Below are 12,741 nucleotides of genomic sequence, written 5' to 3' on the forward strand. Positions count from 1 at the left end.
TCCGGACCCGACCGCGCGATATTGCCTCGCCGCCGCCATGGGGGCGTGACCGTCAATACGATTCACGAATAGAGCCTACTGATTGTCGGCGGTGCGGTGGTCGCCGTGGTGGTGGTCGTCGTCGTCGGCGCGGTGACGTTTTTGTTCTCGAACCTCGACAGCCTGGTCAAGAAGGCCATCGAGAGTGCGGGCTCCGAGGTGGCCGGGGTCAAGGTCTCGGTCGGCGACGTCAAGATTTCGCTGTCCGAAGGCAAGGCCAGCATTTCCGGCCTGACCGTGGCCAATCCGCCCGGCTTCACCGCGCCGACCGCCTTCGCCCTGGGCCAGATTTCGGTCGCCATCGACACCGGCTCGGTGACCGGCAACCCGATCATCATCAAGGACGTGACGGTGGCCAAGCCGCAGGTGACCTACGAGATGGCCGGCACCGGCAGCAATATCGACGTCATCCAGAAGAACGTTGCCGCCAAGACCGGCGGCGGCGCCCAGAAGGCCCAGGACAAGCCGGCCGCCAAGGGTGAGGAAAAGAAGCTGGTGATCGACCGCATGGCCATCACCGGCGGCACGGTGACGCTGGCCACCGCCATGCCCGGGGTCAAGGGCTCGGCCAACCTGGCGGACATCGTGCTGACCGGCATCGGCAAGAAGTCGGGCGGCGCCACCGGCGCCGAAATCGCTGCACAGGTGCTGGACGCCATCACCAAGTCGGCGCTGAAGGCCGGCCAGTCCATGGGGATCGGCAATGTCGGGGAAGTCTTGAAGGGCGCGGTGCCCGGCGATGCCGGCGGCGCGCTGAAGGGGATCATGGGGAAGTAACCCTTCGCGTTGGGGGGTTGCCGCGGGGGGCGGCTGTGACATACTGCCGCGACTCGCGGCTGTGACATACTGCCGCCTTTCCGCGTGACCAGCCCGGGGCGTAGCATGAAGGTGATGATCAACGGCGAGGAAAAGACCTTCGCCGAATCCATGAGCGTCGAGGCCCTGTTGACCGACCTGGGCATCGACCCGCGCAAGGTCGCGGTCGAGCGCAACCTGGAAATCGTGCCGAAATCGACCTATGCCGACGTCGCGGTCGGCGACGGCGACCGGCTGGAAGTCGTGCATTTCATTGGCGGAGGATGTTAGACGTGGCGAACGACGATTTCTTCGAGGTGGGCGGGCGCAAATTCTCGTCGCGCCTGCTGGTCGGCACCGGCAAGTACAAGGATTTCGAGGAAACCGCCAAGGCCATCGAGGCCTCGGGCGCCGAGATCGTCACGGTGGCGGTGCGTCGGGTCAATCTGTCCGACCCCAGCCAGCCGATGCTGGTCGATTACGTCAGCCCGAAGAAATACACCTATCTGCCCAACACCGCCGGCTGCTTCACCGCCGACGACGCGGTGCGCACCCTGCGCCTGGCGCGCGAGGCCGGCGGCTGGGATCTGGTGAAGCTGGAAGTGCTGGGCGACCAGAAGACCCTTTACCCCAACATGCCGGAAACCCTGGCCGCCGCCGAGGCGCTGATCAAGGACGGCTTCAAGGTGATGGTCTATTGTTCCGACGATCCGATCCAGGCCAAGAAGCTGGAAGACATGGGCTGCGTGGCGATCATGCCGCTGGGCTCGCTGATCGGGTCGGGGCTGGGGATCATGAATCCCATCAACATCCGCCTGATCAAGGAATCGGTGTCGGTGCCGGTGCTGGTCGATGCCGGCGTCGGCACGGCGTCGGACGCGGCCGAAGCGATGGAGCTGGGCTGCGACGGCGTGCTGATGAACACCGCCATCGCCGCGGCCAAGGACCCGATCCGCATGGCCCTGGCGATGAAGCTGGCGGTGGAAGCCGGCCGATTGGCCTATCTGTCGGGCCGCATGCCCAAGAAGATGTATGCCGATCCCAGCTCGCCGCTGGCCGGCCTGATCTGACGGCTTAGACCATCGAGCCTCAATTATGAGGCACGATGGTCTAACTTTTGATTGCCCCTCTGCCTTAGCGGGCGCGTCCGCGCCCTTGGCCGCGCCCGCAATGGGCGCAGGAGCAGCGCGCCTCAGATAAAAGGCGCGCTGCTCTAACCGGCCGGCAGCGAACAATCGCAGCCGATGCCGGCCCCGATCCAGCGTCGTGTCAGCCGGTTGGTGGCCAGCCGGCAGACATAGCGTGTGGCCTTGTCGTCCCAGGTCAGGGCCGGGCAGGGGCCGTTCATCCGCCAGAAGCGTAACCGCCCCAGCGGGCAGGTGGTCACCGCGCAGCACAGGCCGCAGCCATTGCAGGGCTGGCCCTGGGCCGGCTTGGCCGGCGCGTCTTTGTGCAGCGTCACGATCAGGTCCATGGCGGCAGGCTAGGCCATTTTGGCCCGCCGCGGGAACCCCCTTCTAATGGCGCGAACCTCGCCAAAGACCGTACCATACCTGGGGGGTGAGGCTGGCCGGCCCTGTCGCTAAGGCATTGAATAAAAGCAACAATGCCTGAAAGTTTCAAAAAAATGACGGGCGTGGGCAAAGTTTCACTTTTCATCCGCCGAAAACCGCGTATATAGCGGTTTCAGGTGAGACGTACAGCGCACGTGCCTCTGGCCCCAAGGTGGGGTGTAAGTAACGACGTCCAAGGCGTCTTCTGGGTGCAAGCGGGGTGAAAAACCCCCGGTGCTTGGAGGAAGTAGCTATGAACGTGGTGGCTCGGCAGTCGCTGTCGGTGACCTTTTCCGCATTCCCGTATGGACAGCGTCCGCGGCAGGCCTGGGCCTTGCTGTGGAGCGATGTTCGAAGTCCGATCCGGCGGATCTGACGGTTTCCCAAAATACCGTTGGTTTCGACGTCCTGGCGCCTTCATGTGGCGCCACGGCGCAGGTTTCTTTCGGGCCATAGGCCCGGCCGTACCGGAAAGATATCGCGATGACTGCGAAGATTGCCCGTTTCCTCGATGAAGTCCGTCCCGCCTCGCCCTGCGTCATCGTCGACCTGGACGTGGTCCGCGACAATTACCTGGGCCTGCGCCATTGGCTGCCCTTGGCCACCGTCTATTACGCCGTCAAGGCCAACCCGGCGCCGGAAATCGTGCGCATGCTGGCCGGCCTGGGCTCGAGCTTCGATGTCGCGTCGCGCGGGGAGGTCGATCTGTGCCTGGAAAACGGCGTTTCGGCCGAACAGATCTCGTTCGGCAACACCATCAAGAAGAATTCCGACATCGCCTATGCCTATGGCAAGGGCGTCCGCCTCTATGCGTTCGATTCCGAGTGCGAGCTCGAGAAGCTGGCCGAACTGGCCCCGGGCTCGAAGGTGTTCTGCCGCATCCTGATGACCTGCGACGGTGCCGAATGGCCGCTGTCTCGCAAGTTCGGCTGCGAGGTCGACATGGCCCGCGACCTGCTGGTCCGTGCCCGCGAGCTGGGTCTCGACCCTTACGGCGTGTCGTTCCATGTGGGTTCGCAGCAGACCGACCTTTCCCAGTGGGACATCGCGGTGGGCAAGGCCGCCATGCTGTTCACCGCGCTGAACGAGGCCGGCATCGACCTGCGCATGATCAATCTGGGCGGCGGTTTCCCGGCCCAGTACCGATCGGACGTGCCGGCGGTCGAGCGTTATGCCGACGCGGTGATGCATGCCATGACCAACCATTTCGGCAACGACCTGCCGGCGATGATCATCGAGCCCGGCCGTTCGCTGGTCGGCGATGCCGGCATCCTGGAAGCCGAAGTGGTGCTGATCTCGAAGAAGTCCTATGACGAGGAAGTCCGCTGGGTCTATCTGGATATCGGCAAGTTCGGCGGCCTGGCCGAGACCATGGACGAGGCCATCAAGTACCGCATCCAGACCGAGAAGGACGGCGACGAGGCCGCTCCGGTCATCCTGGCCGGCCCGACCTGCGATTCCGCCGACATTTTGTACGAGAAGGCCGGCTACAAGATGCCGGTGACCCTGAAGGTCGGCGACAAGGTCCGCATCCTGTCGACCGGCGCCTACACCACCTCGTATTCGGCGGTCAACTTCAACGGCTTCGCGCCCCTGAAGGCCTATTTCATCTGATTCTGCCTGGGGCGCGCCCGTGCCGGGCGGGCTCAGTCGCCGCTCGGGCTTAAAAATCAAGGCGGCCCGGCAGGAATTGCCGGGCCAGCCCTGCCGACCCGGCAGTTTCGGCCCAGGTGATGGGCCGTCAACACACTGAAAAACAATCATAATTCAATTGGCACGCTGCCTGCAGCGCGTTTCGCGGAAAAGTTTGTTCCGCCGGGCGCAAGGAGGCTCGCGATGCTATGGGGTGCATTCAATAATTCGTGTTCGGCGATGATGGCGATGAGCTGGGACATGGGGTCCATCAGCCAGAACATCGCCAACGTCAACACCAACGGCTACAAGCGCAAGGAAACGCTGTTCAAGACGGTGATGTCGGAATCGCACGCCAGCCCCAGCGCGTTTTCCGGCCGTCTGAACGTGTTCGGCGTGCAGACCGCCGACCGCACCCATATCGGTGTCCAGGGCGTGGTGACTCCGTCCTCGACCGGCACCGACATGGCCATCAACGGTACCGGCTTCTTCATGGTCGCGCCCTCCGATGACGGCAGTGCGCCATCGACGGCGTCGGTGGACAACCCCGAAAGTGTTCTCTACACCCGTGACGGCGCCTTCCGCTTCAAGGTCGGCCCCAACGACGAACGCTATTTCACCAGCGGTTCGGGCCATTACGTGTTGGGCTACATGGCCGACGACGATGGCCTGATCCAGGAAGGGCAGCTGGAGCCGGTCTATTCCATGCCGCAGACCACCATGCTGGGCAAGGCCACCACCACCGGCACCATCCAGGCCAACCTGCCCAGCGAGGCGCAGCAGACCGCCAATTCGGTCACCACCACCTCGACCATCACCGATCCCCTGGGTGCCTCGCAGACCCTGTCGGTCAACTGGCAGAGGGTCGACGGCGTCACCTGGACGGTGACGGCCAGTGTGCCGGCCGCCGTCGGTACCGCCAGCCTGGGGCCAGTCACCGTGACCATGGACGGCTGGGGCAATATCTCCAGTCCGACCACCCTGACCCAGACCGCCACCATCGATTGGGACGACGCCGCCTACGGTGCGGCCACCGCCAGTTCCACCGAGAACGTCAATCTGTCGGATTCCAAGCCGAGCATCGACCTCGAGAAGATCTCGGTCGAGATTTTCGACGAGGATGGCATGTCCCAGGTGGCGATCTTCGGCTACGAGAAAGCCACCTTCCTGACCGCGCCGACCGGCACCGCCACCAGCATGTGGTACATCCACCCATCATCTGGCCAATATGCCACCACCGGCACCACGCCGACGGCGGCCACCATCACCTTTGATTCCTATGGAAACGTCGTCGATGGCGGCGATGTGACTGCCGATCTCAGTTGGACCCGCAACAGCACCACCACCACCGCGTCGGTGAATGTTGACATGTCCAAGATGACCCAGCTGAACGGTGGGTTGAACGTCGTCAACGTCACCCAGGACGGCTATGCCGACGGCGACATGCTGCGGTCGTACTTTACCGAGGACGGCACCTTCAAGGGCTATTTCACCAATGGTGAAACCAAGTCCCTGTTCAAGATTCCGATTGCCCAGTTCATTTCGGAAAACAATCTGGAAGCGATTTCCGGCACGCTGTTCAAACGCACCTCGGAAGCCGGCGACATTACCGTCAGCATGATCGAGGACGCCGTCGGCGAGCCGCGCTTCGCCACCTCGTCGATCGAGAATTCGACGGTCGATATCGAGGACGAGTTCACCAAGATGATCATGACCCAGAAGGCCTATTCCACCAACGCGACGGTGTTTCGCACCGCCGACGAGATGACGACGGTGGCTCGCGACCTCAAGGCTTGAGAGCCGGTTTGAAAATACTGGTTGGTGAAATTATGTGCCGTCACCCCGGCCAAGCGGAGCGCGAGCCGGGGTCCACGGTCCCGTTTCCCACCATGGATTCCGGGTCTACGCTGCGCTTCGCCCGGAATGACGAGAACAAAGAACCTCGATCCACAAGTTTCCAAACAGCCTCTGACCCTGATTCAATGATGGGTGGCTCCGGCCCTACCCCTATGGGGGAGTAGGCGCGCGGGGCCGTTTGCGCTAAGACGGACGGCCTTTCCGATCGGGTGTTCGCCGCACTTGGCGGCGGGGCCGGAATGCCGTATGTAAGCAGCTTTGCTCCGGGCTGACCCCTGGTCCGCCCGGATTCCCCATGAGACAGCGCCAGCGAGGCGATACGACTTCGCGAGCGAGAGGAACCGAGCGTCAAATGAGCGGATTGCCCGACAGCCAAGGACTTTACGACCCGCGATACGAACACGACGCTTGCGGCGTCGGCTTCATCGCCGACATCAAGAACCGCAAGTCGCACGATATCGTCGTGCAGGGTCTGGAGATCCTGAAAAATCTGACCCATCGCGGCGCGGTGGGGGCTGATCCGCTGGCCGGCGACGGCGCCGGCATCCTGATCCAGATGCCCGACGCCTTCTTGCGCGCGGAAGCGGCGCGGGCCGGCATCACCCTGCCGGATCTGGGCCTTTATGGCGCCGGCACGGTGTTCTTGCCGCAGGACCCCACCTTGCGCCGCGCCTGTGAGATGATGGTCGAACGCCTGATCGTCACCGAGGGCCAGGTGCTGCTGGGCTGGCGCGATGTGCCGACCGACAATACCGGCCTGGGCGAGACGGTGAAGCCGACCGAGCCCTTCGTGCGCATGGTGTTCATCGGCCGGGGCGCGCGCGTCACCGACCAGCAGGATTTCGAGCGCCGGCTGTTCATCATCCGCAAGCAGGCGGAAAACCGCGTGCCGCATGGCGCCGAGAAGGATTTCTACATCCCCTCGCTGTCGACCCGCACCCTGGTCTACAAGGGCATGCTGCTGGCCGATCAGGTCGGCACCTATTACAAGGACCTGTCCGACAAGCGGATGGTGTCGGCGATGGCGCTGGTGCACCAGCGTTTCTCGACCAACACCTTCCCCAGCTGGCGTCTGGCCCATCCGTTCCGCATGGTCTGCCATAACGGCGAGATCAACACCCTGCGCGGCAACGTCAACTGGATGAACGCGCGGCGCGGCGCGATGAATTCCGAAGTCCTGGGCGAGGAACTGGCCAAGCTGTTCCCGCTGATCGCCGAGGGCCAGTCGGATACCGCCTGCTTCGACAACGCGCTGGAGCTTCTGGTGCTGGGTGGCTATTCGTTGCCGCACGCCATGATGATGCTGATTCCGGAAGCGTGGTCGGGCAATCCGCTGATGGATGACCGCCGCCGCGCCTTCTACGAATACCACGCAGCATTGCTCGAGCCGTGGGACGGCCCGGCCGCCGTGTGCTTCACCGACGGCCGCATGATCGGCGCCACGCTGGACCGCAACGGTCTGCGCCCGGCCCGTTATCTGATCACCGACGACGACAAGATCCTGTTGGCCTCGGAAATGGGCGTGCTGCCCTTCCCCGAGGACAAGATCGTCAAGAAGTGGCGCCTGCAGCCGGGCAAGATGCTGCTGATCGACCTGGAAGCCGGCCGCCTGATCGACGATTCCGAGATCAAGGAGCAGTTGGCCTCGGCCAAGCCGTACCAGGCGTGGCTGAACAAGTCGCAGATGATCCTGGAAGAGCTCTCGATCCCCGTCGAGCCCAAGGGCTTCGACGCCGACACCTTGCTCGATCGTCAGCAGGTGTTCGGCTACACCCAGGAAGATTTGAAGTTCCTGATGCAGCCGATGGCGGTGACCGGCCAGGAAGCCATCGGCTCGATGGGCACCGACACGCCGCTGGCGGTGCTGTCGGACCGGCCCAAGCCGCTGTTCAACTACTTCAAGCAATGCTTCGCCCAGGTGACCAACCCGCCGATCGATTCGATCCGCGAGGAATCGGTGATGAGCCTGGTCAGCCTGATCGGCCCGCGCCCCAACCTTTTGGGCGTCCATCACGGCGCCGAGGGCAAGCGCCTGGAGGTCAAGCAGCCGATCCTGACCAACGAGGACCTGGAAAAGATCCGCCGCATCGAACAGGTGGACGGCGCCGGCTTCAAGTCGATCGATCTCGACATCACCTGGCCGGCCACCGCCGGCGCGGCCGGCATGGAAAAGGCCATCGACGCCCTGTGCCGCGAGGCGCAGTCGCGGGTGATCGAGGGCTTCAACATCCTGGTCCTGTCGGATCGCAAGGTCGGTGCCGACCGCATCCCGGTGCCGTCGCTGCTGGCGGTGTCGGCGGTGCATCATCACCTGATCCGCGAGGGTCTGCGCACCCAGGTCGGCCTGGTCATCGAGACCGGCGAGGCCCGCGAGGTGCACCATATGTGCTGCCTGGCCGGTTACGGCGCCGAGGCGATCAATCCCTATCTGGCGTTCGAGACGCTGGAATCGATGCGCCCGACCCTGCCCGAGCCCCTGTCGTCCCAGGAAGTGCAGAAGCGCTTCATCAAGGGCATGGACAAGGCCATCTTGAAGGTGATGGCCAAGATGGGCATCTCGACCTATCAATCCTATTGCGGCGCCCAGATCTTCGACGCCTTGGGCCTGGCCCAGGACTTCGTCGACAAGTATTTCGCCGGCACCGGCAGCCGCGTCGGCGGCGTCGGCCTGGCCGAGGTGGCCGAAGGGGCGGTGCGCCGCCACAAGCTGGCCTATTCCGACGCCCCGGTCTATCGCGACGCGCTGGATGTCGGCGGTGAATATGCCTGGCGCAACCGCGGCGAGGACCATGCCTGGACCTCGGAATCCATCGCCGCCATGCAGCATGCGGTGCGCACCAATTCCTTCGACAAGTTCAAGGAATTCTCGACGCTGATCGACGACCAGTCGCGCCGTCTGCTGACGCTGCGCGGCCTGTTCGAGATCAAGCCGCAAGGCAACGGCATCCCGTTGGACGAGGTCGAGCCGGCCAAGGAGATCGTCAAGCGCTTCGTCACCGGCGCCATGAGCTTCGGCTCGATCTCGCGTGAGGCGCACACCACGCTGGCCATTGCCATGAACCGCATCGGCGGCAAGTCCAATACCGGCGAGGGCGGCGAGGAAGCCGAACGCTTCCTGCCCATGGCCAACGGCGATTCCATGCGCTCGGCCATCAAGCAGGTGGCGTCGGGCCGCTTCGGCGTCACCGCCGAATATCTGGTCAATGCCGACGATATCCAGATCAAGATGGCCCAGGGCGCCAAGCCCGGCGAGGGCGGCCAGTTGCCCGGCCACAAGGTCGATCAGAACATCGCCCGCGTTCGTCACTCGACGCCCGGCGTCGGCCTGATCAGCCCGCCGCCGCACCACGACATCTATTCGATCGAGGATCTGGCCCAGCTGATCTTCGACCTGAAGAACGTCAACCCCGAGGCCCGCATCTCGGTCAAGCTGGTCTCGGAAATCGGCGTCGGCACCGTCGCCGCCGGCGTGTCCAAGGCCAAGGCCGACCATGTCACCATCTCGGGCTTCGATGGCGGCACCGGCGCCTCGCCGCTGACCTCGATCAAGCATGCGGGCTCGCCCTGGGAAATCGGCCTGGCCGAAACCCACCAGACCCTGGTGCTGAATGGGCTGCGTAAGCGCATCGTCGTCCAGGTCGACGGCGCGCTGCGCACCGGCCGCGACGTCGTCATCGGCGCTTTGCTGGGCGCCGACGAATTCGGCTTCGCCACCGCGCCGTTGATCGCGGCGGGCTGCATCATGATGCGCAAGTGCCATCTGAACACCTGCCCGGTCGGCGTCGCCACCCAGGACCCGGAACTGCGTAAGCGCTTCAACGGCCAGCCCGAGCATGTCATCAACTACTTCTTCTTCATCGCCGAGGAAGTGCGTCAGCTGATGGCCGCGCTGGGCTTCAGGAAGCTGGAACAGATGATCGGCCGCGCTGATCTGCTGGATTCCAGGAAGGCCGTCGATCATTGGAAGGCCAAGGGCCTGGATTTCGGACGCCTGTTCCACGTCGTCGACGCCAAGGGCCAGCCGGTCCATCATTGCGAGAACCAGGAACACGACGTCGATGCCGTGCTGGACCGCACCCTGATCGCCGAGGCCCAGCCCGCCATCAAGGACCGTAAGCCGGTCCGCATCGTGCGCACCATCAAGAACGTCGATCGTTCGGCCGGCGCCATGCTGTCCGGCGCGGTGGCCAAGGTGCACGGCCATGCCGGTCTTCCCGACGATTCCATCCATGTCCGCCTGACCGGCACCGCCGGCCAGTCGTTCGGCGCCTTCGTCGCCCGTGGCGTGACCATGGAGCTGGAAGGCGAGGGCAACGATTATGTCGGCAAGGGCCTGTCGGGCGGCCGCCTGATCATCTATCCGCCGAAGAATTCCAAGCTGGTGGCGGAAGACAACATCATCGTCGGCAACACCGTCCTGTATGGCGCCATCGAGGGCGAGTGCTATTTCCGCGGCGTCGGCGGCGAGCGTTTCGCCGTGCGCAACTCGGGCGCCATCGCGGTGGTCGAGGGTGTGGGCGACCATGGTTGCGAATACATGACCGGCGGCTGCGTGCTGGTGATCGGCCCCACGGGCCGCAACTTCGCCGCCGGCATGTCGGGCGGCGTCGCCTATGTCCTGGACGAGGCCGGCGACTTCAAGCGCCGCTGCAACCTGGCCATGGTCGATCTGGAACCGGTGGTCGCCGAGGAAGACGCCATGGCCAAGCACGAAGGCATGACCAACGACCTGGAAAGCCACGGCCTGGTCGAGTTGATGGGCGACATGACCAAGGACGACGCCACCCGCATCCTGGCGCTGCTGCACAATCACCAGCGCCACACCGGATCGAAGCGGGCGCACGACATCCTGCTCAACTGGGAATATTACATGCCCAAGTTCGTCAAGGTGATGCCGGTGGATTATCGCCGGGCACTGATGGAAATGCAGAAGGCCAACGAGCCCAAGCAGGTTGTCGGGGGAGGCCGCTAAGATGGGAAAGGCAACCGGATTCAAGGAATTCGCCCGCCAGACCCCCGGCTACGAAAAGCCGGAAGAACGGGTCAAGCATTACCGCGAGTTCACCAAGCCGCTGGCCGCCGAGGAGCTGTCGAAGCAGGGGGCGCGCTGCATGGATTGCGGCATCCCGTTCTGCCATCAGGGCTGCCCGGTCAACAACATCATCCCCGACTGGAACGATCTGGTCTATCGCGACCGCTGGGCCGAGGCCATCGCCGTCCTGCATTCGACCAACAACTTCCCGGAATTCACCGGCCGCATCTGCCCCGCGCCCTGCGAGGCGTCGTGCACCCTGAACCTGGAAGACAGCCCGGTGGCCATCAAGACCATCGAGCATGCGGTGATCGAGCGGGCCTTCGCCGACGGTCTGGTGGTCCCCGAACCGGCCAAGACCCGCACCGGCAAGAATGTCGCGGTGATCGGCGCCGGCCCGGCCGGCATGGCCGCCGCCCAGCAATTGGCGCGCGCCGGCCACGGCGTTGTGCTGTACGAAAAGAACGCCCAGCCGGGCGGCCTGCTGCGCTATGGCATCCCCGATTTCAAGCTGGAAAAGACCATCATCGAGCGCCGCGTCGCCCAGATGCAGGCCGAAGGGGTCGAGTTCCGCACCAACGCCCATGTCGGCGTGACGGTGCCGGTCTCGGAACTGCATGGCTATGACGCCGTGGTGTTGTCGGGCGGCTCGGAAAAGCCGCGCGATCTGCCGGTGCCCGGCCGTCAGTTGGGCGGCATCCATTTCGCCATGGATTTCCTGACCCAGCAAAACCGCCGCGTTTCGGGCGAGCCGGTCAAGGGCGCCGACATCCTGGCTAAGGCCAAGAAGGTGGTGGTGATCGGCGGCGGCGATACCGGTGCCGATTGTGTGGGCACCTCGAACCGTCAGGGCGCTGCCTCGGTCACCCAGATCGAGATCATGCCCCGGCCGCCGGAAAAGGAAGACAAGCTGGCCACCTGGCCGCACTGGCCCAACAAGCTGCGCAGTTCCACCAGCCACGACGAGGGCTGCGAGCGCCGCTGGTCGGTCTCGACGGTGGAGGCCATCGGCAAGGACGGCCACGTCACCCATCTGAAATGCGTCGAGGTCGATGCCAAGTTCCAGCCGGTGCCGGGGACCGAATTCACCCTGGAGGCCGATCTGGTCCTGCTGGCCATGGGCTTCGTCCATCCGGTCCATGAGGGACTGGTCGATGGGCTGGGGCTGGACAAGGACGGCCGCGGCAACGTCAAGGCCGACACGGTCAAGTACCAGACCTCGAACCCCAAGGTGTTCGCCGCCGGCGACATCCGCCGTGGTCAGTCGCTGGTGGTGTGGGCGATCCGCGAAGGCCGCCAATGCGCCCGCGCGGTCGACGAATTCCTGATGGGGACCAGCGACCTGCCGCGCTGAAGGACAGGGGCGTCCGGGGCAACCTGGGCGCCCCGTTTTTGCAGGGCTCTGCGCCTCGCACCCGCCAGGGACTTAGTCCCTGGACCCCATTCCTTAGGGGATCAAAGGGCCTCAGGTGGGCAGAGCCCACGGGGAAACCGGTGTCATTCGGATGTCCTTGGAACCGGAGCGCGGGCCGCCGCCTGCCGGAATGCCTTGATGGAGGCAAGCATGTCGATAACTTCGCTCTTTGCCGTTCCGTCGCCCTCGGTCAAGTCGGGATAGTGTGTCCGTGCAAGCCAGACGGAAGCCGGGGCGATTTCCTCCATCATTGCGGCCAAGTCGGGATAGGACGGGGCCGCCAGTGTAGCCAACGTATCAAGGTCGTGGGTGCGCGGGACCTTGAGCGCTGCCGTCAGCAACGTAAGCATCCGGTGAGAACCGCAGGTGCAGGCAGCTTTGATCAGGCTGCCTGACTGTTGGCGACGCGCGGTAACGGA

At 64.3% G+C, this 12,741-nt stretch carries 7 protein-coding genes and 1 pseudogene; 6 read left to right on the forward strand and 2 right to left on the reverse strand.

Annotated elements, in window-relative coordinates:
- Positions 1–105 precede the first annotated feature (105 nt).
- Together A6A05_RS17475 and thiS are read left to right on the forward strand one after the other, a co-directional pair.
- Positions 106–816, forward strand: a complete 711-nt coding sequence (locus A6A05_RS17475; RefSeq protein WP_245644352.1) for an AsmA family protein — start codon at positions 106–108, stop codon at positions 814–816.
- Between the two features lie 105 nt (positions 817–921).
- Positions 922–1,904, forward strand: a pseudogene (thiS, locus tag A6A05_RS17485) (sulfur carrier protein ThiS).
- 143 nt (positions 1,905–2,047) lie between these two features.
- On the opposite strand, the gene A6A05_RS17490 reads toward thiS, so the two are convergent.
- Positions 2,048–2,296 (reverse strand): hypothetical protein, encoded by a 249-nt coding sequence (locus A6A05_RS17490; RefSeq protein ID WP_245644353.1) that lies wholly within the window; start codon positions 2,294–2,296, stop codon positions 2,048–2,050.
- A gap of 574 nt (positions 2,297–2,870) precedes the next feature.
- Between A6A05_RS17490 and A6A05_RS17495 the strand changes: the two genes are divergently transcribed.
- The 4 genes from A6A05_RS17495 (at position 2,871) to A6A05_RS17510 (ending at position 12,262) form a co-directional block, all read left to right on the forward strand.
- The gene (locus A6A05_RS17495; RefSeq protein WP_068504077.1) at positions 2,871–4,001 is read left to right on the forward strand and encodes a type III PLP-dependent enzyme; all 1,131 of its coding nucleotides are present in this window, start codon (positions 2,871–2,873) and stop codon (positions 3,999–4,001) included.
- A gap of 222 nt (positions 4,002–4,223) precedes the next feature.
- Positions 4,224–5,816 carry a flagellar hook-basal body complex protein gene (locus A6A05_RS17500; protein ID WP_068504079.1) on the forward strand — a complete coding sequence of 531 codons (1,593 nt, stop codon included), beginning with the start codon at positions 4,224–4,226 and terminating at the stop codon, positions 5,814–5,816.
- 412 nt (positions 5,817–6,228) lie between these two features.
- Positions 6,229–10,848, forward strand: coding sequence for a glutamate synthase large subunit (gene gltB, locus A6A05_RS17505; RefSeq protein ID WP_068504081.1), 4,620 nt, complete (start codon positions 6,229–6,231; stop codon positions 10,846–10,848).
- Position 10,849: 1 nt separating this feature from the next.
- Positions 10,850–12,262 carry a glutamate synthase subunit beta gene (locus A6A05_RS17510; protein WP_068504083.1) on the forward strand — a complete coding sequence of 471 codons (1,413 nt, stop codon included), beginning with the start codon at positions 10,850–10,852 and terminating at the stop codon, positions 12,260–12,262.
- Positions 12,263–12,405: 143 nt separating this feature from the next.
- Here A6A05_RS17510 and A6A05_RS17515 read toward each other — a convergent pair.
- Positions 12,406–12,741, reverse strand: a 336-nt coding sequence (locus tag A6A05_RS17515; RefSeq protein WP_216635823.1) for a hypothetical protein, incomplete at its 5' end; no start/stop codon positions are given.

The organism is Magnetospirillum moscoviense (genome assembly GCF_001650635.1).
Lineage (GTDB): Bacteria > Pseudomonadota > Alphaproteobacteria > Rhodospirillales > Magnetospirillaceae > Magnetospirillum > Magnetospirillum moscoviense.